The following is a 25,303-nucleotide window of genomic DNA, read 5'->3' on the forward strand; positions in this document are numbered from 1 at the left end:
CGACAACGCGAGGAACGCCCCTCCGCCCGGCCCATGCGGCGGCAGGCGCCTGGCGGCAGAGCCATGCAGACTGGCAGCTGACATAAGCAGATCCCGCCGGGTTGATACACAGAACCGGAAGATCTGGTGCAAATCTCATCAGGAGCAAGCGTGGCCGACGCCAGCACAGATCATGAGAGCTGGTCGGTGCCACTGATTTCGGGCGGAGAAAACGCCTCAAGATGAGGCAATTCGCCCAGCCAGGGCTCTGCCCAGACCAGCGTTGTATGGGCCGTCGGCCCCTGGGCGAGACTGGAAGTCGGCAGATCACGCGTCAGCACATTGACATTGCCATGCCGGTCCAGCCCCTCGTGCGAGAGGTCAAGCCAGGCGCCGGTCGACATCTGGATCACACCATCCGCAATCGCATCCGAGATGACCAGCCCCGCCAGGCAGGCACCGCGCTCTGACCAGACCCGCACCACCTGACCCGATACGAGGCCGCGCCGCGCCGCCTCGGCCGGATTTATCCTGGCCGGTTCACGCTGACGGATCTTGGCCTCACGCGAATAACTGCCCAGGTCAAGCTGGCTGTGCAGCTTGCGGTCAGGCTGGTTCGAGATCAGATGCAGCGCATCGCCCCACCCGTTCTGCGGCGCATTGCCAAGCCATTCCCCCGGCTCGAACCAGGTGGCATGGCCAGGGCAATCCGCATATCCAAACCCTTCCACCCGCTCGGAAAAGATCTCAATGCGGCCCGAGGGCGTTGCCAGAGGATAGGCCAGTGGGTCTTCGCGGAAAGCCTGCAGCAATGCGCGCGGCGGCGTGGTGGCGGTAAAGGCAAATTCGCCATCCTGCCAGAAACGGTGAAACTCTGGCAGCGTATAGCCATTCTGCGCCGCCACCTCGCGGCTTTCATCGTAAAGCCGGTTCAGCCAGCCCATCTCATCCAGGCCACCGGTAAAATCCTCATTCATCCCCATGGCGGCGGCAATGCCCGCCAGAATGTCAAAGTCATTGCGGGACTGGGCAAAAGGCGCCACCACCTGCTTCATCGCGACAAGATGCGGCTCGCCTTTCGTGATGCCCAGATCATTGCGCTCCAGGGGCAGGGTGCAGGGCAGGACAATGTCGCCATGTTTGGCGATCGCGTTCCAGAACGGCTCCTGCACAATGACGCAGCGGGGGTTTTTCCAGACCCGGTGCAGCCTGCCCAGATCCTGCTGATGGTGGAAGGGATTGCCACCCGCCCACCAGATCAGCTCGATTTTCGGGTAGTGATAGCGGGCGCCATTATAGTCGAAGGCCGCGCCCGGCTGTTCCAGCATATCGCCCAGCCGGGCCACCGGGATAAAACTGCGGACCGGATTTTTCAGCTGAGGAAATGCAGGCCAGGCGAAAGGCAAAGAGATGTTTCCCACCCGGTTCGCCGCCGCATAGCCAGTGCCAAAACCGCCTCCGGGCAGGCCTATCTGGCCCAGCATCGCGGCCAGCGTCACGATCATCCAGACCGGCTGCTCGCCGTGATCTGCGCGCTGCAAAGACCAGGCCATCGAGAGCATCGTGCGCTTCTGTGCCATCTCGCGCGCGAGACTGGTGATCACCTCTGGCGCAAGACCAGTTATCGCCGCAGCCCAGGCGGGGGTTTTCGCGATCCCGTCGCTCTGACCCATCAGATAGGCCCGGAAGCGGTCATAGCCGGTGGTATAGCGGTCCAGAAAGGCATGGTCGGCGCGACCTTCGGCTTCCAGCACATGCGCCAGCGCCAGCATCAGCGCCACATCGGTATTCGGCCGCAGCGCCAGCCATTCCGGATCAAGCTCCGCAGGCGTGTCATCGCGCAGGGGGCTGACATTGACGAAACGGGTGCCAGCAGCGCGCGCGCGCTGCAGCTGATCGGGCACCCTGTGCTGACTGACGCCCCCGGCGCTGACCTGGGCGTTCTTGACCGCGAGCCCGCCAAAGGCCACGAAAAGCTCGGTATGGCCGACGATCAGCTCCCATGGCGTCTGGTTGTCGGCCATACCATCCTGATTGCCGATCAGATGCGGCAATACCACCTCGGCGGCGGCATGACTGTGTGTGTTGACAGAGCGGACATAGCCGCCGAGCAGGTTCAGGAAACGGTGAATCTGACTTTGCGCATGATGAAAGCGCCCTGCGCTGGCCCAACCATAAGACCCCCCAAAGATTGCCTCATTTCCATGTTCGGCAATGATCTCGCGCAGCTCTTTCGCGACGCGGGCATTGGCCTCATCCCAGCTGACCGCGACGAAACTGTCCTCACCGCGCTTTGCGCCGCCATCGCCCTCGAGAAACCCCTTGCGGATCATGGGTTGCGTGATCCGCATCGGACCGCTGACCGACCCCACGAAATTCTCGCTGATGCGCGAAGGTGAGGGATCACCTTCTGCCGGCCTCATACCGGTGAGGCGGCCCTCTTCAACTATCGGACGGTCAATTCCCCAATGGTTCAGGGTGACAGACATCGGTGCCGCTCCGCTTTTCTTTCACCTGGGCCTGCTGCCTGTCGAAACACCTTTCTGCCCGGCTGCGCAAGCGCGGACCTGAGGCCAGACGACAACGCACCGGCGACGGTGGTTCATTATTCAAAACGTCGTTCTATTTTTATTGCGGAATAATGCGGCCCAGGCTAGGCTTTTTTCAATCCGGCCGGCAACCGGCCACGAGATCCCGGCTTCGGCCTCTCCCCGTCTTTTACAGCAGGAATGCAGCATGCCATCGACGATCACCCGGCATATCAAAGACATGGTCGCCGAGGCCAATCAGCAGGTCAAAACCCTGACAACCGAAGCGGCGCTGGCGCTTTACGGCCGCGATGATGTGGTTTTTGTCGACCTGCGTGATCCGCGCGAACTGACCCGCGAGGGCAAGATCCCCGAGGCTTTCTCCTGCCCGCGCGGCATGCTCGAATTCTGGATTGATCCCGAAAGCCCCTATGCCAAGCCGGTCTTTCAGGAAGACAAGACCTTTGTGTTTTACTGCGCCTCAGGCTGGCGCTCTGCGCTGGCTGCGAAAACGGCGCAGGATATGGGCCTTGCCCCGGTCGCCCATATCCTTGGCGGATTCGGCGACTGGAAACGGGCCGGCAACCCTGTTGAGGCGGTTGAGCCAAAGGCCAAACCGTAAAAGCTGCTTGTCGGCATCCGGACCTTGTGGCTAATCATCCCCAGGAGTGAATTCCCTCAGTCGGATTTGAGCGCGTATAGATGTCTGGTACCGTCGGCAAAGCCCTAACTCTGCTTGAACATCTGTCGCGCTACGATGCGCCGGTGCGGCTGGCGGAATTGTCCCGCTCTATCGAGATGAACAAAAGCACCACCTACCGGTTGCTCGAAACTCTCTCGCAGATGGGCTATGTCACCCAGGATGAGCCCAATGGCCGCTATCTGATGACGGTGAAGATGTGGGAAGTCGGTGTGCGGGCTTTTCAGCGCAGCGATATCCGCATCATGGCACGGCCGCATCTGCAGACGATCACCGCAGCCGTGGATGAAACCGCATTGCTTGCACGCGCCGATGTCCAGGAAGTGATCATCATCGAAAAGGTGGATTGCGCGCAGCCTCTTCAGGCCATTGCGCCACTGGGAAGCCGGTCGCCGCTGCACGCCTCTTCCTTCGGCAAGGCGTTTCTGATGCAAGAGGAACCGCCGAAAGTCATGGAACTCGGTCCCGTGATGCAGCGCTTTACCGATCACACCATCACCGACCCGAAAGTGCTGCTGACGCAACTGGCCGAGATGCGGGCGGCTGGCTGTGCGATAGGCCGTGACGAATATCGCGACGGAATCTCAGGGGTCGCCGCACCGGTGATCGGCACCGATGGCAAAGCCTATGCGACCATCGGCGTCTCGATGCCCAGCTACAGGCTCAGCACAGAGAAACTGGCGGCGATTTCAGACGTGGTGCGCCGGGCTGCGATCAGCTTCTCGGCGCAGCTTGGTCATCAGCCACTGTCGTAAGCCGCGCCGCGACCTCAGCGATAGCCGCGATGCCAGGCCGGGCCGCCCTTCCAGCGGGGCCAGCCAAAACCATGCACCCAGACCACATCAATGTCTGAGGGCCGCAGCGCAATCCCTTCGCCGATGATGGCGTCTACCTGTTCCAGCATCGGTTCCAGCAGGTGATCCAGCAGCGCCTCAGGCGCGGCATCGCGCAGTTTCTCAGGGTGGCGCGCCCGGAAAGCGTCAATCAGCGCCATGGCATCCGTCGAGGGCCTGCCCTGCCCTTTTTCATCATAGTCATAATAGCCAAGGCCGTTCTTCATGCCAAAGCGGCCCGCTTCGCAGAACACCTCCTCCATCGACCGCCCGGCGCTGCCGTCGCGATCCCAGCCGACATCAAGACCCGCGAGATCCGCCATCTGAAACGGCCCCATCGGCAGACCAAAGCCGGTCATTGCCCTGTCGATATCATAGGGAGAGGCACCCGCCAGCAAGAGTTCCATCGCGGCCGTCTGCCGTGCAAGCAGGATGCGGTTGCCGATGAAGCCGTGGCAGTTTCCGACGCACACGGTGATTTTCTGCATGCGCTGCCCCATATCGACCGCAGTCCTGATCACTTCGGGACTGGTCTTTGCGCCGCGCACCACTTCGAGCAGCCGCATCACATGGGCGGGACTGAAAAAATGCATCCCCAGCACCCGATCCGGGCGTCCGGTGGCAGCGGCCATCACGTCGATATCCAGAAATGAGGTATTGCTGGCCAGAATCGTCTGTGGCTTGCAGATCGCGTCAAGGCGGGCAAAGAGCGCGGTCTTGACGTCAAGGCGTTCAAAAACCGCCTCGATCACCAGATCAGCACCGGCCAGCGCCTCCGGCTCCGCATGCCCCGAAAGCCGCGACAGCGCCGCCGCACGCGCCGCTTCATCCATCTTGCCACGCCGGACTGCGCCCGCAAGATTATCGGCCACCGCCTGCAGACCGCGCTGAAGCCCGGTGGCCAGGGAATCGCAGAGCAGCACATTAAATCCGGCAGTTGCCAGCACCGTGGCAATGCCGCTGCCCATCGTCCCGGCCCCCACCACACCCACCGTCGCGACCGGCATGCTTTGCGTTTCAGCCGGCAGGAAGGGCAGGTCTTTCAGGCGACGCTCGGCGGCAAAGACATGACGCAGCGCGCGTGACTGCTCACCCTGTTCTAGCCGGAAAAACGCCTCGCGCGCCTCTGGCCCCTGGTCGCGATCCGGCTCCTGCGCCGCCATCTCAACCAGCCGGAGGATCTCTTCGGGCGCGTCGCGCCCGGCAAGTTTCGCGGCATTCCTGCGCCGGTATTCCGCAATTTTTCTCGCGGCATCCGGATCGGCCTTGGGTCCGGCCCGCACGGGAAGCGCCGCGGCCAGCGCCGTCGCCGCCTCGCGCAGATCTGATTCTGCGATCTGGTCGATCAGACCTGACTGCCGGGCCTCTTCTGCCCCGATGCGGCGCCCCGAAAGCACCAGATCCAGCGCGACTTCTACGCCCGCCAGCCGCGTCACCTGCGCGATACCGCCACCCGCGGGCAAAAGACCCAGCGTCACCTCGGGCAAGCCCATGCCGGCTGTGGGCACCGCCACCCGCGCACTTGCCGCCAGCGCCAGTTCAAACCCGCCGCCAAGCGCCGTGCCATGCATTGCAGCCACCACCGGCCGCGACAGCTGCGACAGGCGGGTGATCAGCGCGGGCAGATCCGGCATCGCGATCTCACCACTGAATTCCGTCATATCTGCGCCGGCGAAAAAGCTTTTCCCCTCGCAAAGCAGCACAGCGGCCCGCAGATCCTCGCGGCTTTCCAGGAGGTCAAACCCCGCCATCAGCCCGCGCCGCACATCGGCAGAAAGCACGTTCACCGGCGGATTATCCGTGATGATCAGCAGGATGCCATCCCGGATCTCGGCATGGACGCTGGCGGAAAGCGGGATCTTTTGCATGATGGCTCGCCCTGATCAGAAGATTTCAAAAAGCCCGGCCGCGCCCATGCCGCCACCGATGCACATGCTGACCACGCCCCATTTTGCGCCGCGCCGCCGGCCCTCCAGCAGGATATGCCCGCTCATCCTTGCGCCCGACATGCCATAGGGATGGCCCATGGCGATAGCGCCGCCATTGACGTTCAGCCGGTCAAAAGGCAGCCCCAGCCGGTCGCCACAATAAACCGCCTGGGCGGCGAAGGCCTCATTGATCTCCCACAGATCAATATCCGCGACCGTAAGGCCAAAGCGTTTCAGCAGCGGCGGGATCGCAAAGACCGGGCCGATTCCCATCTCATCGGGTGCGCAGCCTGCGATTTCGATGCCGCGCAGCGTGCCAAGGGGTGTCAGCCCGCGCGCCGCCGCCTCGCTGCCCGACATCACTACAAGCGCGCTTGCGCCATCGGATACCTGGCTTGAATTGCCGGCTGTGACAGAAACTCCCACCGCGATATGCTGCCCCGCCTTCAGGACCGGCGGCAGCGCGGAAAGGTCTTCGGCGCGGGTTTGCGGGCGATTGCATTCATCCTGCGAGAAGTGGACCTCGGCTAGCGTCTCCGCGCCACTCTCCCGGTCGGTCCGCTTTTGCAGGACGGTGAGCGGAGCGATTTCGGCGGTGAAATGGCCCGCTGCCTGGGCCGCCGCCATCTTCTGCTGCGAGGCCAGCGCAAAGACATCCTGCGCCTCGCGTGAAATCCCGTAACGCTGCGCGACGATCTCGGCCGTCTCGATCATGCTCATGTAAAGCGCGGGGATGCGGGCGTTGAGGTCCGGGTCACGGGCGCGATGCAGGTTCATCTGCGGCGTCTGCACCAGCGAGCAGCTTTCGACCCCGCCGGCCACGACGATCCGCCGCCCCTCCAGCCGGATCTGCTGGCAGGCCAGCGACAAGGCCACCAGCCCGGACGAGCATTGCCGGTCAACCGCCATGCCCGGCACCGTCACCGGCAATCCGGCGGCCAGCGCGGCCTGGCGCCCGATATTGAAAGAGGTCGCGCCCTGTTGCAGCGCGCAGCCAAGGATCACATCCGCGACCTCAGGCCCGATTGCCCCGGCCCCGCCTGCCCGCTCCAGTGCGGCCGTTATCGCATGGCCGGCCAGCCTTTGTGGCGAGGTATCGTTCAGGGCGCCGCGATAAGCTTTGCCCACAGGAGTGCGGGCTGTGCTGACGATGACGGCTTCGGGCAAGGGCGCAGGCATTTCGACATCCTTCAGCGGCTGAGCTCAGATCCTCGACCGGCACTGATGCAGCGGTCGGTTAAAACGTTCCACTATTTGAACCCCTGTTGCAATTTTTTTCGAACAATGCAAGGCTCCGCCGGCAACAGCCCGGAATCCCCAATGCCTCTGGATCCTTCCCGCATCTTTGGAACCCCGATTGCGGATCGCAGCCTGTCCTATGAGGATCGCGACGCCATGCTTTACGCGCTGTGCTGCGGCGCAGACCGGGCGGTGGCCGAAGGCGATTTCCGCTATATCCGCGAGGACGGGCTGCAGGTTGTCCCGAGCTTTGGCCAGAATCTGTGTTTCTTTGACGACTGGATGCAACCTGCCGGGGTCGATATCGCAAAAGTGGTGCATGGCGGGCTCGATCTGCGGATGGAAGCCCCCTTTGCTGCCTCGGGCGAGGTTACGGTCAGGACCCGGATCGGCGGCCTGACCGACAAGGGCGAGGGCAAGGCGGCGCTTGCCTTGCAGATCAGCGAGGTCTGGCAGGGCGGCAAGCGTATCTTTACCTCTTATTCCAATTTCTTCGTGATGGGCGCGGGCGGCTTTGGCGGCTCGCAGGGCGAGGCTTTCGCCAGCGAGGCAATGCCTGCGGGGGAGCCTGACCAGACCCACGACCTGCCCACCCGCAGCGACAGTCCGCTGCTGTTTCGCCTGCTTGGTGATCGCAATCCATTGCATATCGATCCGGAGACAGCGCGCAAGATTGGGTTCGAGCGGCCCATCATGCATGGCGCAAATACATTCGGCATCGCCTGTCTTGAAGTGCTCCGCCGCTTCGCAGGCGGGGATGCCGCCCGGATGCGCCGCTTTACCGCCCGCTTCACCGGCCCGCTTTTCCCCGGCGAGACGCTGCGCCTGTCCTGCTGGACGACGGAGCCTGGCCGCATCCGCTTTACGGCGCGGGCCGCCGAACGCGATGCGCCGGTGCTTGATGGCGGGCTTGCCGCGATCGACCCCGTCGCGGGTTAAACGCGATCACATTCAGGACGGCAGACTGGCATATCACCCGCTGCTCCGGACCGACGATAAGGAGACGACATGACGGCAACAACTTACTGGTCTGCGCAAAGGGTGATCATCACCGCCGGCGCCAGCGGGATCGGTCTTGCCATCGCCAGAGCCTATCATGCCCTGGGCGCCGCGGTCTGGATCTGCGACATCAGCGAAGAGGTGCTGGCCGCCGCTGCTGCTGAGCTGCCCGGCATCGGCACCATGATCTGCGATGTCGCTGACCAGGCGCAATGTGATGCTTTTGTTGCCCGTGCAACCGGGGCGATGGGCGGGCTTGATATCCTGATCAACAATGCCGGCATCGCCGGCCCTGCTGCTTCGGTGGAAGACATGGATGCCGCAGCCTGGCGGCGTTGCTTTGACGTGAATGTCCATGGCCAGTTCTACATGGCCCATGCCGCGATCCCGCATCTGAAGAAGAATGCCTCCGGCTCGATCGTCTGCATGGCTTCGGTTGCGGGAAAATATGCATTCGGGCTTCGCTCGCCCTATGCCGCTTCCAAGGCTGCGGTGATCTCGCTGATGCGCGCCCTCTCGGTCGAGCTTGGCCCGCATCAGATCCGCGTGAATGCCATCGCGCCGGGCGTCGTGGCGGGCGACCGCATCAAACGCGTGTTCACCGACCGGGCCGCGACCCGTGGCATCAGCTATGAGGAAATGGAGGCCATCGCTTTGCGCGCGGTTTCCATGAAAACCATGGTTGATCCTGCCGAAATCGCCGAAATGGTGCTGTATCTGACCGGCCCGGCCGGTCGCCCGGTCACAGGCCAGGTGATGCAGATCTGCGGCGGCCTGGAATATACGGAGTGATGTGCAAATGATCCCGAAAGAAGACCGCAACAAGGTCATCATCACCTGCGCCATTACCGGCGCAACCCATACGCCAACCATGTCGCCATATCTGCCGGTGACGCCGGATCAGATCATCGAACAGGCAATCGGGGCGGCAAAGGCCGGGGCGGCGGTGATCCACCTGCATGCCCGGGATCCTGAGACCCATCGCCCGACCCCGGACCTGAATATCTGGCTGCATATTCTGCGCTCGATCCGGGCCGAGACCGATGCCATCCTGAATATGACCACCGGCGGCTCGACTTTCATGTCGATCTCGGACCGGCTGCTCGCGCCTTCGACCGCCTCGCCCGAACTGTGTTCGTGCAACATGGGCTCGATGAATTTCGGCACCTATACGATGGCCGAAAAGTATCGCGGCAAATTCATCGAGGACTGGGAAGAGGGCTATCTTGAGGCCTCGCGCGATGCCATCTTCCGCAATACCTTCAAGGATATCGAGACAATCCTTGAGGTGATGGGAAAAGGCGGCACCCGGTTCGAATTTGAATGCTATGATGTCGGCCATCTCTACAACCTCGCCCATATGCTGGATCGCGGGCTGGTTCAGGTGCCGATGTTCCTGCAGCTGATCGTCGGAACCTTGGGCGGGATCGGCCCCGGCCCCGAGAACCTCATGTTCATGAAGGAAACCGCCGACCGCCTGTTCGGCGCAGGCACCTATCAGTGGTCGGTGCTGGCCGGCGGTCGCCATCAGCTGAACATGGCCACCATGGCCGCAACCATGGGCGGCAATGTCAGGGTCGGGCTGGAAGACAGTCTCTATGCCGGTCCCGGCAAGCTGGCGGAATCGAATGCCGAACAGGTCAGCATGATCCGCACGGTGATCGAAGGGCTGAAAAAGACCGTCGCGACCCCGGCTGATGCGCGGCGTATGCTGGCGACAAAGGGCGCTGATAAGGTCAGTTTCTGAGCCCGGCGGATTCCGCCGGAAAGCCGATCTGAGAATGGGCAATGATGGTAGAAAATTTTACCAACATTGCCTCAATAAATAGAACAAACCAACCAAGTTTTGCGTGAACTGCTATATCTGGTGGAATAATTTCCCCAGAACGTCGATAGACTGGCAATCACATTCCATCGGGAGCAATCATGAATCGTCGTGCTTTTCTGGCCAGCTCGGCCCTGTTCGGTGCAACCGCGGTTCTGCCGGCGAAATGGGCATATGCCCAGGACAGGGCAGAGGCGCTGCGGGTTCTCAGCGAGGGGGCCGCGAACTCATTCGACAGCTTCTCTGTCGGGGTGAACCGCAACTCGCTGCAGATCACCTGGAACATCTATGACCGGCTGCTGAAATTCGCCTATAAGCCGCGTGAGGATGGCACCTTCTATTACGACTATTTCGACATTCAGCCCGAACTGGCCGAAAGCTTTGAAGTGTCGGAAGATCAGAAGCAGATCACCTTCCATCTGCGCAAGGATGCCACCTTCCATGACGGCGCGCCGGTCACCGCAGAGGATGTGAAATGGTCCTTCGACCGTCTCGTCGCCTCGCCGATCGGTCTGGCCCAGTTCTCGACCGGTTCGATGACCACGTCCGAGCAATTCGTGGTCGTCGACGCGCATACATTCCGCGTGGACCTGCCGCAGCCCGACCGTTTCGCGCTGCCCAACATCGCCCTGACCTATCCGATCATCGTCAACTCCAAACTCGCGACGCAGCATGCAACCGCTGAGGATCCCTTTGCCTCCGAATGGCTGAAGACCAATCCCGCAGGCGGCGGCGCGTTCAAAATCGAGCGCGCGCAAATCGGCGACCGGATCCTCTTCAGCCGGTTCGATGACTGGAAATCAGGGCCGAAGCCGGGCTTTGCGCAGGTGCTGTGGCAAACCGTGCCGACCGCCGAAAGCCGTGTCGCCTCGCTGATCAAGGGCGATGCCGATGTGGTACAGGATCTGCCGCCGAAAGACGTGATCGCGCTGTCGGACAATCCTGATATCAAGGTCGTCGGAGTGCCGACCTCGAACTTCCAGTTCATCGGCATGAACAATGCCGTGGCGCCGTTCGATGATGTGCGGGTGCGCCAGGCGATTGCCTATGCGCTGCCCTATCAAGACATGTTGCAATCGGCCCTGTTCGGCCGCGCCCAGCCGCTGTTTGGCGGCACACCCGGCAAGCCGGAAACCACCACATTCCCGCAACCGCTGGGCTATTCCACCGATCTCGACAAGGCCAAGGCCCTGCTGGCCGAGGCGGGTCTGGCAGATGGTTTCGAGACCAGCTTTGCCTATGAGCTCTCTGTCGCCACCGTCGCCGAACCGGTTGCGCTTTTGCTGCAGGAAAGCCTTGGCAAGATCGGCATCAAAGTGAACCTTGAAAAAGTGCCTGCCGGTCAGCTTGGCACGCTTTTGCAGGAGAAGAAGGTTCCCTTCTACTTCGAGGGCTCGACCTCTTATCTCGCGGATCCCGACTACTTCTTCCGCATCTTCTATTTTGGCGATACCCGCTGGAATTTCGGCAATTACCAGAACCCTGAATTCAGGGCGCTGGTCGATAAGACCCGCTACGAAACCGACAAGGCGGTTTATGATGCAGATATCCTGCGGATGATTGAGCTGGTGAAGGAAGAGGTTCCAATCATCCTGCTCTGGCATCCGACCCTGGATGTGGGTCTGGCGAAATCGGTCGATAATTATTCCTATACCTTCCACCGTCAGCTGGATCTGCGGCCACTCTCGCGCGGCTGATAGCCTGAGACACAAAAGGAAAGGCGGTCCCGGTCGGGACCGCCTTTTCCATTTCCCACCAGGCAAATTCAGTCTGCGGCGACCGAAACCGGATGGAAGCAGCGGACCAGCTGACTGCCGACATGGCCCAGAAGCTGCGGCGCGGCGCGGGTGCAGTCTGGTTGTTCCACCGGGCAGCGACCGGCAAAGCGGCAGCGATCCGGTGGCGGATTGAACGGGCTTTGCGGGTCGCCCTCCAGCTTGATCCGCTCACCTTTGCGGCCCCGCAGGTTGGGGATCGCCGAAAGCAGCGCCTGGGTATAGGGATGTGCCGGGCGGTGATAGACCTCTTCCGTAGTGCCCTGTTCGACCACCAGACCAAGATACATCACCGCGATGCGCTGACATAAAAGCCGCACGACATTCAGGTCATGGCTGACAAACAGCATCGCAATGCCACGCTCGCGCCGCAGTTTGTCCAGGAGCTGCAGCACCGTCGCCTGCACCGAGACATCCAGCGCCGAGGTCGGCTCGTCCAGCACGATCAGCCTCGGCTCGACCACAAGCGCGCGCGCGATACCAACCCGCGCTTTCTGCCCGCCAGACAGCTGATGCGGAAAGCGCTGCAACAAGGTATGCGGCAGGCTGACGGCATCAGCCGCATCCTCTACCCGGCGCCGCAGGGCCCCGGCGCTTTCCTTCGGCAAAAGCGTCCGCGCCGGGTCCGCGATCAGATCAAACACTGTAAAGCGGGGGTTGAGGCTTTCCGTCGGGTCCTGGAACACCATCTGCACCATGCGCCGCGCGGGCGAGCGGCCAAAACGCGCAGCGCTGCCGGCGGTTATATCGTCTCCCTCCAGCTCGATGCGGCCCTCGGTCGGATCAAGCAGGCGGCAGATCAGCCGCGACAGCGTGGATTTGCCGCAACCGGATTCCCCGACGAGGCCAAGCGCCTCGCCGGGTGCGATCTCAAGATCGACGCCGTCTACGGCATGAAGATGCACCTTTGGCGCAAACAGCCTGCCGGAGCGCTGCGGGAAATGCATTTTCAGGCCATGTGCGGCGATCAGCTGGGTGGTCATAGCGGGTTCCTGCAGGCGACAGAATGCGCGGGGCCGCAGGCTTCCAGCCGCAGCCGCCCGGCATCACAGACTGAAAGACGGCGGTCACACCGCTCGGCCAGCCGGCAGGGCGGCAGATCCTTGCGACGCAGATCGGGCAGCGATCCCTGGATCGGATGCAGCTCGTTCAGATCCTCCACCATTGAAGGAACCGAGCGCAGCAGCCGGCTGGTATAGGGATGGCGGGGCGCGGTTATGATTTCCGGGGTCGGACCCGTCTCGACAACATGGCCCGCATGCATGATCACCAGGCGGTCGCAATATTCTGCTGCCAGCGCCAGATCATGGGTGATCAGCGCGACCGACATGCTCTGGCTCTGCGCCAGATCGCGGATCAGATCCATGATCACCGCCTGGGTGGTGACATCAAGCCCGGTGGTCGGCTCATCGGCAATCAGCAGCCGCGGCCGGCAGGCGAGGGCAATCGCAATCCCGATCCGCTGGCACAGCCCGCCCGAGAGCTCATAGGGCATCGCCTTCATCCGGCGCTCTGGGTCCGGAATGCGTACCTCGCGCAATGCCGCGACAGCGCGGCGACGGATCTCGGCGGCGCTGGCGGGGCTGTGGCGTGCGATGACATCGGCGATCTGATCGCCGGTGGCGCGAATGGGGTTCAGCGCCGTGCGCGGGTTCTGGAAGATGATCGAGGCTTCGGCACCGCGCCAGCTGTCACGCTCCGGCCCGCTCATCCCCAGCACATCGCGCCCGTCAAACGCGATCTCGCCACTGCGGATACGGGCGGCATGATCCAGAATACCCATGATCGTATAGGCGGTCACCGACTTGCCCGAGCCGGACTCCCCGATGATGCCGATGATCTCGCCGCGGCCGATGTCGAAACTGACATCATCCAGCACATGCACATCACCATGGCGGGTGGCGAAATCGACGGTCAGGTTCCTGACGGAAAGCAGGGGTGCGCTCATGTCCGCATCCTCGGGTCAAGCAGGTCGCGCAGCGCGTCGCCGGTCAGGTTGAAGGTGAAGACCGTCAGCATCAGTGCAAGCCCCGGGAACAGAGCCACCCACCATTCGCCCGACATCATGAAGCGCGCGCCCTCGGCCACCAGGATCCCCCATTCCGGTGTTGGCGGGCTGACGCCGAGGCCGAGGAAGGAAAGCCCCGCCGCGTTCAGCACCGCCCAGCCCAGATTGACCGAGGCCTGGATCACAATCGGCGCACCGATATTGGGCAGCAGAAACCGCGTCATAATGCGAATGTCAGACGAACCGCCAACCTTCGCGGCCTCGATATAGCCAAGGTTGCGGCGCACCCGTACCTCTGTCCTGCACAGGCGGATATAGAAGGGCAGATTGATGATCGCGGTGGCGTAAATGATATTGATCACACTATTGCCAAGCGCCGCCACCAGCCCCATCGCCAGCACGAAAAGCGGGAAGGCCATCAGTACATCGACCAGCCGCGACACAACCACATCGCCAGGCCCGCCCCAATAACCGATCATGGCGCCGATCAGCGAGCCGACCACGCAGGAAAGGATCACCGCCCCGAAGGCGATGGTGAGGTCAAGCCTGGTGGCGACCAGCACACGGCTGAAAATATCCCGGCCAAGCTGATCGGTCCCGAACCAGTGCAGCGCCGAAGGCGGTTGCAGTGCCTGCGCCGAATTGGTGGCCAGTGGATCATGCGGCGCCAGCACCGAACCAAACAAAGCTGCCCCAAGGATCACAAGCAAAAGCACCAGCGCCAGAATGTTCAGCGGATTTTCCGCCAGCACATAGCGTGCGTCCCGCAGCCTGATTTTCAGGAGGGAGGCGTTCATTTGCTGGCCCTCGGATCGACGATCCCCGCAAGGATATCGGTGGCGAGATTGATCAGAATGAAGATCAGCGCCATCATCAGCATGAACCCCTGGAGCGGCGCGTAATCAAGGTTGATGATGCTGTCCATGGCAAAGCTGCCAATGCCGGGCCAGGCGAACACACGCTCCACAAGCACATTCGCGCCCAGCATATAGGAAAGTGTCATGCCCATGGTGGTGATCAGTGGCAGCATCGCGTTGCGGAAGGCATAGGTCAGCACGATCTTGCGTTTTGACAGGCCCGAGGCCCGCGCCGTGCGAATGAACTCCGCACCAAGCGCCTCAAGCATTGCCGCCCGCGTCATCCGCGTCAGCGGTGCAAGCGCAAACAGCGCCATGGTGACCGCCGGCAATACCATCTGCTTCAGCGCGGCAAAGAAGATTTCCGGATCACCGGCAATCAGCGCGTCGATGGTCAGAAAGCCGGTGACGCGGTCAGGCTCGAACATAAAGGGATCAAGCCGGCCAATCGGCTCCGGCGCGACGCCGAGCAAGAAATAGAACAGATAGATCAGCAAAAGCCCGGTGACAAAGGTGGGCATCGAGACGCCCAGTGTCGCAATGATCCGTGACAGGTGGTCGACCAGCGACCCCGGCCGCAGCGCGGCAGCAAGCCCCAACGGAATGGCAACCGCAAGCGCCAGCAGAAAAGCCATCACCGTCAGCTCTGCCGAGGCAGGCAGCCGGTTGATCAGCTCGGTCAGCACCGGCTGCCCGGTTGAGAAACTCTGCCCCAGATCGCCGCGCGCGATGGCACCGAGATAGGTCAGAAACTGTTGTGGCAGCGGCTGATCCAGCCCGAGGCTCTGGCGGACCGCCTCGATATCGGCATTGGTCATCGAGGGGTTTGAGGCAAAGAACACCGCCGGATCGCCCGGCAGAACGCGCGTCAGCAGGAAGGTGGCCAGCACAACCCCGAACAGCGTCGGGATCGCCGAAAGGAGCCGGAGCGGGATCTGATGCATCAGCTGTCACCCTCTGTTCCGCTGACGCCTGCCGGCTGCATCAGCAAAAAGATGAGATGATCGCCCCGCACCACTTCGGTGCCATCCGTCTTGACGAGATAACCGCGCTCGGTCGCGAGGCCGCGTCCGGGCTTAGAAGTCTCGCGCCGGCTGATGAATTCAAGTTTCAGACAGACCTCTTCACCGGGGTAAAGCGGAGCGGAGAATTTTATATCGCTCCAGCCCAGCGATGCAGTGACAGAGCGGTCAAAACAGCCCAGCCCGGCCTTCAGCCCCTCGATCAGCGCGAGATTGAACAGGCCATGGGTGATACGGCCCGCGAACCCGGCCTCACGCGCAAAGGCGTCATTCATGTGAACCGGATGATCCTCGCCTGTCAGCCGGGCATAATCATCAATATCCTGCACGGTGATCAGCCGCGACGCTGATTGCAGAACCGTGCCGGGGATAAAGGTCTCATACCAGATCTGTTCGGTCATGTCTTTTTCCAGGCCTCGGTCCACAGGCTGCGCCAGTCGATCTTACGCGATCCCGAGCGCGGCAGAGCATCGCGGAACTCCACTTCCCTCGGCACTTTATAGGCCGCCATCAGCCCGCGCGCGAAGGTGATAATTTCATCGGCATCCACCTTGCCGCGATATTCGGGCTTCAGGGCGATCACGGCGCGAACCGTCTCGCCACTGCGGGCATGGGGGGCCGAAATCACCGAGACCTCATGCACCGCAGGATGCCGGTACAGCAGCATCTCACATTCCGCCGGCCAGACCTTATAGCCCGAGACATTGATCATGCGCTTGATGCGGTCGACGATGAAGTAATAGCCCTCGGAATCGACATAGCCGAGATCACCGCTGCGCAACCAGGTCCTGCCGTTCAGCGCAACCAGCGTTTCAGCGCTGGCACCGGGCTGGTTCCAGTAGCCGAGCATGACCTGCGGCCCGGAGATCCACACCTCGCCCAACTCCCCCTGCGGCACTGGCAGCAGGGTTTCGGGGTCGACAATAATCGAATGGGTATTCTGTATCGGCAGCCCGAGGCACTGATCCTTTGGCGCATCCGGCGGGTTGATATGGGTGGCTGAGATGGTCTCGGTCAGGCCATAGCCCTCGCAAAAGCGCAGCCCCCATTTTCTGAACAGGCGCTCGGCCACCGCGGCCGGCATCGAGGCGCCCCCGCCAGTCAGCACCTGCAGCGAGGCGAAACAATCATCGGTGAAGTTCTCCGACCCCAGCACATCGACGATCATCGTCGGCGCTGCGGACCACCAGGTCACCTTATGGCGGCGCAGGAGGCCGGGCACCGCATCGGGGTTCCAGCGGGTCAGAAGCACAAGCGCCGCCCCGGCACAGATCGCCTCGGCCATCGAGGCGATCATGCCCGCCACATGAAACAGCGGCATGAAGCAGGTCATGACCGAGCTGTGATCGGTGCGATACCAGACCCGCTGTGCCTCGGCGACAAAACTGGCAGCGCTATGGCTGGTAAAGCAGGCCTTAGGCCGGCCGGTGGTGCCGGATGTATAGGGCAGGATCGCAAGCGTCTCGCCCCCGGGCGGCATTGGCGGCAGGCTGAGCCCCCGGCCCGCCCGGATTGCGGCCTCGAAATCGACCGAGATCGCAGGAACCTCGGCCGGTGCGGGGCGGAGCATCACGTCCGGCAGCGTATCAGATGTGTGCGGCACCCGGTCCAGATAGCGCAGGCGCAGAATCCGGTCGAGCGCACCCGCTCCGCTCAGAACGGCGAAACGCTCCAGCAATTCATCCGCCACGATCGCCATACGGGCGCCGCTGTCGCTGACGATCCAACCCAGTTCTTCCGCTGTATTCATTGGGTTGACCGGCACAACCACACCGCCCGCCCGAAGCACGGCATAGAATCCGATCACGAATTGCGGTGCATTTTGCAGGTCAAGAACAACACGGTCACCCGGGCGCAGCCCGTCGGCGACAAGCCAGGCTGCCAGCGCGCAGACATCCGCCTGCAATGCGTCATAGCGCAAAACGGTGCCGTAATAGTAAAGCGCCGGCCGCGCCGGCCAGGTCGTGGCGCTGCGCTCAAGCAAAGCGGCAAGATTCTCGCCGGTCACCGGAAGGTCAGCAGCAAGCCCGGCCGGCCAATGCGGCGATTGCAGCCCGGTCTGGAAGGCCAATGGCTCCGTACCCGGCGCAGCGGCAGGGGTATCGTCGCTGATTTCGGCCTTCGGCGTCATTGCTGTTCACGTCCTTTGGGTCTGATATATGAAATCAGGTTCCTAATAATGAAACAAGCACCTGCTTCACGGGTCAAAAGGGAATAGACAGAAAATCCCCAAACATGCCCGAATTCAGAACGAACATGCTGTTCCTGAAGCCATGTCAAAAGACAGTTCAGACCTGTCTCAGCATCCGTAACATCACCCGGATCGCCGCTTCGATATGTGCGGGGTCGCTCTCTTCTTCAGGGCAATGGCTGCGTCCGCCGACCGAGGGCACGAACAGCATCAGCGCGGGCACGATGCGCCCGATGATCCCGGCATCATGATTGGCGCCGGACAGCAGCTCGCAGGTCGCGATGCCTTCGGCTTTCGCGGCCGCAGACATCGCTGCGGCAAGGCCCGCATCCATTGGAACCGGCTGATCCGAATAGACCCGGCGGATCCGCAGATCGAGCTTTTCGTCAGTCGCGACCGCTTCCGCCAATTGCTCAACCGCGCCGCGCAGGGCCAGCAATTGCCCACCATCCGGGCCGCGCAATTCAAGGCCCATGCGCACCTCCCCCGGCACCACATTTCCCTGATTGGGTGCAACGCTGAAGACGCCGATGGTGCCGCGCAGATCCGGGTCGTTGGCGGCGCGGATCATCGCCCGGAACTCTGTCGCAAAACGCGCGGCTCCGGCCAGCGCATCACGGCGCAGATCCATAGGGGCCGTCCCGGCGTGATCGGCCTGGCCGGTGAATCGCAGCGCCAGCCGCTCCTGACCGGCAATCGCGGTGACAAGCCCCAGCGGAATGCCTGCGGCTTCCAGCACCGGGCCCTGCTCGATATGCAGTTCCAGATAGGCCGCCACATCCGAAAAATCATAGGGCGCATTGGCCGGCCTGAACCCTGCCGCCTGCATCAGCGGCGCAAGATCCGTGCCATCGGCCGCGCGGGCGCGGGCAAGGGCCGCCTCATCATGCAGCCCTGCCATGGCACGGCTGCCGGTGAAAGGGCCGAACCGCCCTTCTTCGTCGCGAAAGGCGATAACCTCGATGGCGCGGCCCTGCCAGCCTTCGGCTTTCAGTTGTTTCAGAACCGAAAAGCCTGCAAGCACCCCGATGGCGCCGTCAAACGCGCCGCCCCGCTGCACCGAATCCAGATGCGATCCGATCAGGAATTTGGGGCCCCTGCCCTCAAGGCGCAAAATGGCATTGCCGAACGCGTCATAACGCGCGCCAAGGCCCGCCGCGCGCGCTTCGGCCAGCAGCCAGTCATGCGCCTGATTATCTGCCGCGCTGAAGGCAAGCCGGGACCAGCCACCGTCAGGATCTGCCCCAAAGCCCTTCAGCCGCGCGAAATCCGACCGGAAGTCCATCGCTCAACCCGGGCGGCGGGGCGAGGCCCGCATGACAAAACGTCCCTGCCCTTCGTGACCGAGGAAGACCCCATCCTCGACCACGAGCTTCCCCCGAAGGATTGTGGCGGTGGCAAATCCGGTCAGCTCCTGCCCGCTATAAGGGTTGTAGCCAATGTCGCCATAATCGCTGGCGGGCGTGATGGTGCGACGCGTCACCGGGTCGATCAGCACCAGGTCGGCATCATAGCCCGGGGCGATAACACCCTTCTTTTCAAAGCCGAAAATCTGCGCCGGGAGGGTCGAGAACAGCTCGACAAACCGCATCAGCGACAACCGGCCCTGATCGACGCCGCGGGTCCAGAGCACCGGCAGCCGGAACTCGATTCCGGTGGTGCCATTGGCGACGGTGGTGAAAGATGGCAGGCCTTTGCGCTTGGCCTCGGCGCTGTAGCTGACCTCATCCGAGGCCACGAGGCTGAGACCGCCCTGCGCAAGCCCCCGGAACAACGCATCCTGATTTGCCTGATCGCGCAGCGGCGGCGACAGGATGTAGTTATAGCCATCCTCGCGCTCCAGCGCCTCTTCGGTCAGCGCCAGATAATGCGTGCAGGTCTCGGCCGTGATCTTTACCCCTTCGGCCCTGGCGCGCACGACCAGATCAATCGCCTCGGCGGCGACCAGATGCAGGATATGAACGCCGCAGCCGGTCGCGCGGGAGAAGGTGATGGCCCGCGAAACGGCTTCGATCTCGACGATCTTCGGCCGGGTCAGCGCGTGATAGCGCGGATGTTCATGGCCTGCCGCAACCGCCTCGGACCGCAGCCGTTCGACAATATCGGCATTCTCCGCATGGAGGACGACCGAGAGGTCATTCTGCGCCGCCGCCTGCATCAGCGCATAAAGCGCGCCGTCAGTCAGCTTCAGCCCGTCTTCCTCGTAGACAGTATAGACCTTCAGCGTGGTGACCCCCGCCGCGCGCAGCGCGGGCAGTTCGGCAAGCGTCTGCGCATTCACATCGGTGACGATCACATGCAGCCCGTAATCCACCGTCACATTGGCATCGGCCTGACCCCGGCGATGGTTCAGCCCCTTCAGGATCGAGCCGCCGCGCCGTTGCAGCGCGAAATCGACCACCGCCGTGGTGCCGCCGCGCAAGGCCGCAATCCCGCCCGAGCCGAAATCATAGACCGAACGCACGCCCATGAATCCGACCATCAGATGCACATGCGGATCGACCCCGCCCGGGATAACGATCCGGCCGGTCGCATCGATCACACTTGCATCCGGTGCAACAAGGCGTCCCTCCCCCTGCGGCAGCACAGCGCGAATGCTTTCGCCTTCGGTCAGCACATCGGCAAACTGCACGCCATTCGGGGTGACAACGCGGCCCCCGGTGATCAGGATCGACATCAGCAGCCCTCCAGCGCCTGGGAAAGATCGGCGATCAGGTCTTCCGGATCCTCGATCCCGACAGAGATCCGCACCAGGCTTTCACTGATCCCCATGGCAAGGCGCTGCGCCTGCGGCACCGAGTAATGCGAGGTATTGCCAGGCTGGGAAATCAGGCTTTCCACACCGCCGAGCGAGGCCCCGATGCCAAAGAGCCGGGTGGCATCCACCACATGGCGGGCGGCATCCGGGCTCTGCGCCTCAAAGGACAATAGCGCGCCAAAGCCGTTCATCTGGCTGCGGGCGAGCGCGTGATCGGGATGGGAGGTGAGGCCAGGGTAATGCACCTTTGCCACTTTGGGATGCGCGGCGAGAAATTCAGCCACTTTCTGGCCGCCGGCATTATGGGCTGCCATGCGCAAAGCATAGGTGGTCATGCCGCGCAGCAAAAGCCATGCGGCATGCGGGTCGACAATGGCGCCTGAAGCCTGCTGATTGCTGCGCAGCCTGCGCGTCAGATCCCGGCTGCCGCAAACCGCCCCCAGCAAGAGATCGCCATGCCCGTTGAGGTATTTCGAGGCGGAATGCACCACCAGCGCCGCCCCAAGATGCAAAGGCCGCTGGTTCATCGGCCCGCCCAGGGTGCCATCCACCACTACAGGAATGCCGCGCTGTGCCGCCAGCTCTGAGATCGCCCGCAGATCAACCACCCTGAGCAGCGGATTGGTCGGGGTCTCGACATAGATCGCTTTCGTCCGCTCTGTCACTGCAGCCAGCACATCCGCCACCGCGCCCGAGGCCGCCCAGACCACATTGACGCCCTGGCGCGGCAGCACATCGCGGAAATAGCGGATGGTGCCGCCATAGATATCGGGCAATGCCACCAGCTCGTCGCCGGCTTCCAGCAATGGTGCCAGCGCCCCCGCAATCGCCGCCATGCCCGAGGCGTAAAGCACGCAGGACTGCGCCCCTTCCAGCGCCGCAACCCGCTGTTCCGCCGCCAGAACAGTGGGGTTGCGCACCCGGGAATAGACATAGCCGCGCTTTTCGCCGCTGTTGATCGCCATCAGCTCGGCGGTGTCTTTCGCGACAAAGGTGCCGGTCTGATAGACCGGCGGCGAAACCGCCCCCATTGCCTCCGCCGGGTCGTGACCGGCGTGAACCGCGATCGTGGCCAGGCGACGTGCGGGGGCTTTTGTCATTTCGTCAGCTCTTTCGCGATGATGATGCGCAGGATCTCGGACGTGCCGCCGCCGATTTCGGCCAGCTTCGAATCGCGGAAATGGCGCTGCATGTCGAATTCCATCAGATAGCCCCAGCCGCCCATCATCCGCATCCCGTTCAGCGCGGCGCGGACATACATCTCAGACGAGTAGAGATTGGCCATCGCGGATTCCTTGTTGTTCGGAATGCCGCGATCCACCAGGTTTGCAGAGCGATAGAGCAGCAGGCGCGCTGCCTCGATCTCCATATCCATATCGGCGAGCTTCGCCTTGGTCAGCTGGAAGCTGTTGATCTTCTGACCGAACTGCTTGCGCTCATCGGTATATTGCAGGATTTTTTCCAGCACCGACTGCGCGGCACCGACATTGACGCCGGTCAGGCAGCAGCGCTCATAATCCAGCGTCTTCAGCGCGTTCATCCAGCCGCCATTCACCTCGCCGATCACATTCTCTTTCGGGATGCGGCAGTCGGTCAGGAAGATCTCGTTCAGATCCATCGGCTTCAGGCCCAGCTTCTTCAGCCGCCGGATTTCCATGCCCTTGGTGCCGGTCGGCACCAGCAGCATGGTGATGCCTTTATGTTTCGGTGCCTCCGGGTCGGTCCGGGTCATCAGAAGGATGTAATCCGCCACCTGGGCGGCAGAGCAGAACATTTTCTGCCCGTTGATCACCCATTCCTCACCGTCCAGCTCGGCCCGTGTCACCAGCGAGGCCGCGTCAGACCCCGAGCCCGGCTCGGAGAGCGAGAGCGCAAAACGGATCTCGCCGCGCGCCAGTTTCGGCAGCAGCTCTTTCTTCTGTTCTTCGGTCGCGAAATGCGTCAGCGCATCGGTCGCGATGACCACGGTTGTGTAGTAAAGATTGGCACCGGCCTCGAAATGGCGGGCGAATTCTTCCAGAAACACCACCAGATCGGTGCAGCTGCCACCCATGCCACCATATTCGACCGGGATCGGCAGCGAGAGCCAGCCCTCCGCCGCAAGCTTGTCGTAAAGCTCGGTCGGGAAGCGCTCGGCCTCGTCACATTCGCGCACATATTCAATCGGGCATTCACGCGTCAGGAAGCTGCGCAGATTGTCGCGCATCAGCCGCTGTTCTTCGCTAATCTCGAAATCCATCTTACTTCCCCGTCCAGCGTGGTGCGCGTTTCTCTGCAAAGGCCCGCGGACCTTCTTTGTAATCTTCCGAGGCCCGGACGCGGTCACGCGCCGGCAGGCCAGAGTAAAGCTTTTCAAAAGCCTCGCGGTCCGAGAGGCCCTCGACCTCCCGCGTCACCTCGAGCAGCGCGGCAACCGCCAGTGGCGCGGCCGAGACGATCTGCGCAGCCAGCGCGCGGGCCTCATCCATCAGCGCCTCAGAAGTGGTGATCCGGTTCACGAAACCGTATTTATGCCCCTCTGCCGCCGTCAGACGCCGCCCGGTCAGCAAGAGTTCAGAGGCGATATTCACCGGCAGCCGGCGATGCGCGCGCCACAGCCCGCCCGCCTCGGGGATGAAACCGCGTTGCAGTTCGGGCAGGCCAAACTCGGTCTTTTCCGTGCAAAGGACCAGTGTCGCGGAAAGCGCGAATTCAAAGCCGCCACCGACCGCAAGCCCGTCAATCGCCGCGATCACCGGCTTGACCATGTCCTGGCGGTTCAGGCTCATGAACCCGTTCGGGCCGAAATCCTCGCCATCATCGCCCGCGGCGACCGCCTTCAGATCCCAGCCCGCCGAAAAAATCTTCCCCCCTGCCGCAGAAACGATCCCCACGCGCAGATCAGGGCTTTCATTCAACAGCGTCAGCGCCGCGTCGAAATCGCGGCTGGCCTGCTGGTCAAAGGCATTGGCGGGCGGGTGATCAAAGACGATCTCCAGCACCTGACCCCGGATTTCGGTTCTGATGCGGCTCATGCCGGGAACTCCCGCAGCACGTCTTTCGAGATGATGTCGCGATGGATCTCAGAAGTTCCCTCCCAGATCCGCTCGACGCGGACATCGCGCCACATCCGCTCAATCGGCCATTCTTTTGAGACGCCCATGCCGCCCAGCATCTGCAGCGCGTTATCGGTCACGCGCCCCGCCATTTCCGAGCCGTAGAGGTTGACGATCGAGGCCTCCCGCTGGGTGATCAGCCCATCCTCCATCCTCGCGGCGCCGTTCAGCACCAGAAGGCGGGTCGCCTCGATCTCCATCGCCATATCGGCCAGCTTGAACGAGGTGCCCTGGAACTGGCCGATGGTCTTGCCAAAAGCGCGGCGCGTATTGGCATATTGCGCGGCGATGCCCATGGCGCGCTCGGCAAGGCCCACCATATTGGCCGAGAGCATCACCCGGCCCGAAAAGATCCAGCTTTTCGCAATGGCAAATCCGCCGCCCTCTTCGCCGATGATATTGGCGGCCGGCACGCGGACATCCTCCAGCGCGATAGAGCAGGATTTGAAACCCCGGTTGCCGACCAGCTCCAGCGGGCTGACACTCACGCCAGGCAGGCATTTGTCGACGAGGAAGCAGGTGATCCGCTTTTGCGGCCCTTTCGGAGTGTCATCGACGCCGGTAACGGCGAAAAGGATGATGAAATCGGCCACCATCGCCATGGTGATGAAAATCTTTTCACCATTGATGATGTAATCATCGCCGTCGCGCACCGCCCTGGTTGCGATCTGGCGCGCGTCAGAACCCGCGCCTGGTTCGGTCAGGCCAAAGCATTCCCAGCGTTCGCCGCGGATCACCGGTTTCAGATAGGTCTCGATCTGATCACCGGTGCAGGCTTTCAGGATCGGCGCCGGGCGGTTGCAGATGATGTTAAGCGCCCTTGTGGTCCGCCCGAACTCAATCTCCGCCACCGCGCGCAGCCGCTGCCCAAGGCCGCCACCGCCCAGCTCTTCGGGCATGTTCAGCGCGTAATATCCGGCATCTATTGCCTTCTTTTTCAGCTCGCGGAACAGATCTTCCGGGACCTTATCGGCCTTTTCGATCAGATCCTCATGGGGCATCAGCTCTTTTTCGACAAAGGCACGCACACCCTGGGCCACCATACGCTGATCTTCGCTGTAGGCTGCATAGCTCATCATTGAAACCCGTGTTGCCGATCCGAATGATCGTTTCATTATTTGGCATGACGTTTTATTAATTCGCAAAACTTGTCAATATAGCAACGCCTGGAATGGCGCGCGCATTGTCGCCCGGCAGGCCGAACATCTGAAGCGCTTATCCAGGCTGCTCATGGATGAGACGGCAGCCCCGGTGCCGGATCCGGAGCGCGGGACATCAAAGACCGCACCCACTGACCCGGGGCGCCCGCAGCGCCAGGCACAACGCATCTTCGGTTTCCTGCAGGAGCAGGGCGTCGGGCGCCTGATTAGGGAGATCGGAGAGGCCGGCCTATAGCCGCCACACAGCATCGCCTGGTGCTGCAATGCCCCATTTCCGAGTCGCATATGAAGATCAGGCTCGATGCACTTCCACTCAACAGCGAGCTGGCCCTGTTCGCATCGAAACTGGGCGATAATGACAGCATGATTGCGGATTGATCACGCATCGCAGGGCCGGTTTAAGAGC

At 62.4% G+C, this 25,303-nt stretch carries 21 protein-coding genes; 6 read left to right on the plus strand and 15 right to left on the minus strand.

Going from position 1 to position 25,303, the window contains the following annotated elements; all coding sequences use genetic code 11:
* Positions 1-170: 170 nt before the first annotated feature.
* A complete protein-coding gene (locus BLW25_RS23340; protein WP_092904679.1) occupies positions 171-2,468 on the minus strand; it encodes a molybdopterin-dependent oxidoreductase in 2,298 nt (765 codons plus the stop codon).
* A 247-nt stretch (positions 2,469-2,715) separates the two neighbouring features.
* Between BLW25_RS23340 and BLW25_RS23345 the strand changes: the two genes are divergently transcribed.
* Positions 2,716-3,129, plus strand: coding sequence for a rhodanese-like domain-containing protein (locus tag BLW25_RS23345; protein WP_092904681.1), 414 nt, complete (start codon positions 2,716-2,718; stop codon positions 3,127-3,129).
* 80 nt (positions 3,130-3,209) lie between these two features.
* Positions 3,210-3,962 (plus strand): IclR family transcriptional regulator, encoded by a 753-nt coding sequence (locus BLW25_RS23350; RefSeq protein WP_092904683.1) that lies wholly within the window; start codon positions 3,210-3,212, stop codon positions 3,960-3,962.
* Positions 3,963-3,976: 14 nt separating this feature from the next.
* On the opposite strand, the gene BLW25_RS23355 is transcribed toward BLW25_RS23350, so the two are convergent.
* Together BLW25_RS23355 and BLW25_RS23360 are read right to left on the minus strand one after the other, a co-directional pair.
* Positions 3,977-5,908, minus strand: coding sequence for a 3-hydroxyacyl-CoA dehydrogenase NAD-binding domain-containing protein (locus tag BLW25_RS23355; protein WP_092904685.1), 1,932 nt, complete (start codon positions 5,906-5,908; stop codon positions 3,977-3,979).
* Between the two features lie 15 nt (positions 5,909-5,923).
* On the minus strand, positions 5,924-7,135 hold the full coding sequence (locus BLW25_RS23360; protein WP_092904818.1) for an acetyl-CoA C-acyltransferase: 1,212 nt from the start codon (positions 7,133-7,135) through the stop codon (positions 5,924-5,926).
* Between the two features lie 153 nt (positions 7,136-7,288).
* On the opposite strand from BLW25_RS23360, the gene BLW25_RS24140 reads away from it, so the two are divergent.
* The 4 genes from BLW25_RS24140 (at position 7,289) to BLW25_RS23385 (ending at position 11,728) form a co-directional block, all read left to right on the plus strand.
* Positions 7,289-8,146: a MaoC family dehydratase gene (locus BLW25_RS24140; RefSeq protein ID WP_171909736.1), complete on the plus strand. Its 858-nt coding sequence runs from the start codon at positions 7,289-7,291 to the stop codon at positions 8,144-8,146.
* 69 nt (positions 8,147-8,215) lie between these two features.
* Positions 8,216-8,998, plus strand: a complete 783-nt coding sequence (locus BLW25_RS23375; RefSeq protein WP_092904687.1) for an SDR family oxidoreductase — start codon at positions 8,216-8,218, stop codon at positions 8,996-8,998.
* 7 nt (positions 8,999-9,005) lie between these two features.
* Positions 9,006-9,953 (plus strand): 3,5-dioxohexanoate:acetyl-CoA acetone transferase, encoded by a 948-nt coding sequence (locus BLW25_RS23380; protein WP_092904689.1) that lies wholly within the window; start codon positions 9,006-9,008, stop codon positions 9,951-9,953.
* Between the two features lie 179 nt (positions 9,954-10,132).
* Positions 10,133-11,728 carry an ABC transporter substrate-binding protein gene (locus BLW25_RS23385; RefSeq protein ID WP_092904691.1) on the plus strand — a complete coding sequence of 532 codons (1,596 nt, stop codon included), beginning with the start codon at positions 10,133-10,135 and terminating at the stop codon, positions 11,726-11,728.
* 68 nt (positions 11,729-11,796) lie between these two features.
* Here BLW25_RS23385 and BLW25_RS23390 read toward each other — a convergent pair whose 3' ends face one another.
* The 12 genes from BLW25_RS23390 to BLW25_RS23445 all read right to left on the minus strand — a co-directional run bounded on the left by BLW25_RS23390 (position 11,797) and on the right by BLW25_RS23445 (position 24,813).
* Positions 11,797-12,789 carry an oligopeptide/dipeptide ABC transporter ATP-binding protein gene (locus BLW25_RS23390; protein ID WP_092904693.1) on the minus strand — a complete coding sequence of 331 codons (993 nt, stop codon included), beginning with the start codon at positions 12,787-12,789 and terminating at the stop codon, positions 11,797-11,799.
* The gene (locus tag BLW25_RS23395) at positions 12,786-13,754 is read right to left on the minus strand and encodes an ABC transporter ATP-binding protein (protein WP_092904694.1); all 969 of its coding nucleotides are present in this window, start codon (positions 13,752-13,754) and stop codon (positions 12,786-12,788) included. The genes BLW25_RS23390 and BLW25_RS23395 overlap by 4 nt, the downstream gene beginning before the upstream one ends.
* A complete protein-coding gene (locus tag BLW25_RS23400; RefSeq protein ID WP_092904696.1) occupies positions 13,751-14,611 on the minus strand; it encodes an ABC transporter permease in 861 nt (286 codons plus the stop codon). Before BLW25_RS23400 ends, BLW25_RS23395 begins: the two co-directional genes overlap by 4 nt.
* Positions 14,608-15,615 carry an ABC transporter permease gene (locus BLW25_RS23405; RefSeq protein ID WP_092904698.1) on the minus strand — a complete coding sequence of 336 codons (1,008 nt, stop codon included), beginning with the start codon at positions 15,613-15,615 and terminating at the stop codon, positions 14,608-14,610. Before BLW25_RS23405 ends, BLW25_RS23400 begins: the two co-directional genes overlap by 4 nt.
* Positions 15,615-16,094, minus strand: coding sequence for a MaoC family dehydratase (locus BLW25_RS23410; protein ID WP_092904700.1), 480 nt, complete (start codon positions 16,092-16,094; stop codon positions 15,615-15,617). The genes BLW25_RS23405 and BLW25_RS23410 overlap by 1 nt, the downstream gene beginning before the upstream one ends.
* Positions 16,091-17,824, minus strand: a complete 1,734-nt coding sequence (locus BLW25_RS23415; RefSeq protein ID WP_092904702.1) for an AMP-binding protein — start codon at positions 17,822-17,824, stop codon at positions 16,091-16,093. Before BLW25_RS23415 ends, BLW25_RS23410 begins: the two co-directional genes overlap by 4 nt.
* A gap of 157 nt (positions 17,825-17,981) precedes the next feature.
* Positions 17,982-19,169, minus strand: coding sequence for a M20 family metallo-hydrolase (locus BLW25_RS23420; RefSeq protein ID WP_092904704.1), 1,188 nt, complete (start codon positions 19,167-19,169; stop codon positions 17,982-17,984).
* A 3-nt stretch (positions 19,170-19,172) separates the two neighbouring features.
* Complete coding sequence (hydA, locus tag BLW25_RS23425; RefSeq protein WP_092904706.1) at positions 19,173-20,561, minus strand: dihydropyrimidinase; 1,389 nt, start codon at positions 20,559-20,561, stop codon at positions 19,173-19,175.
* Positions 20,561-21,742 carry a trans-sulfuration enzyme family protein gene (locus tag BLW25_RS23430; RefSeq protein ID WP_092904708.1) on the minus strand — a complete coding sequence of 394 codons (1,182 nt, stop codon included), beginning with the start codon at positions 21,740-21,742 and terminating at the stop codon, positions 20,561-20,563. Before BLW25_RS23430 ends, hydA begins: the two co-directional genes overlap by 1 nt.
* Entirely contained in the window at positions 21,739-22,881 is a 1,143-nt protein-coding gene (locus BLW25_RS23435) for an acyl-CoA dehydrogenase family protein (RefSeq protein WP_092904710.1), read from the minus strand. The genes BLW25_RS23430 and BLW25_RS23435 overlap by 4 nt, the downstream gene beginning before the upstream one ends.
* A 1-nt stretch (position 22,882) precedes the next feature.
* Positions 22,883-23,656 (minus strand): enoyl-CoA hydratase-related protein, encoded by a 774-nt coding sequence (locus BLW25_RS23440; protein ID WP_092904712.1) that lies wholly within the window; start codon positions 23,654-23,656, stop codon positions 22,883-22,885.
* Positions 23,653-24,813, minus strand: coding sequence for an acyl-CoA dehydrogenase family protein (locus BLW25_RS23445; RefSeq protein WP_092904822.1), 1,161 nt, complete (start codon positions 24,811-24,813; stop codon positions 23,653-23,655). Before BLW25_RS23445 ends, BLW25_RS23440 begins: the two co-directional genes overlap by 4 nt.
* Between the last annotated feature and the right edge of the window lie 490 nt (positions 24,814-25,303).

Origin of the sequence: Rhodobacter sp. 24-YEA-8 (assembly GCF_900105075.1) — a bacterium.
Lineage (GTDB): Bacteria > Pseudomonadota > Alphaproteobacteria > Rhodobacterales > Rhodobacteraceae > Pseudogemmobacter.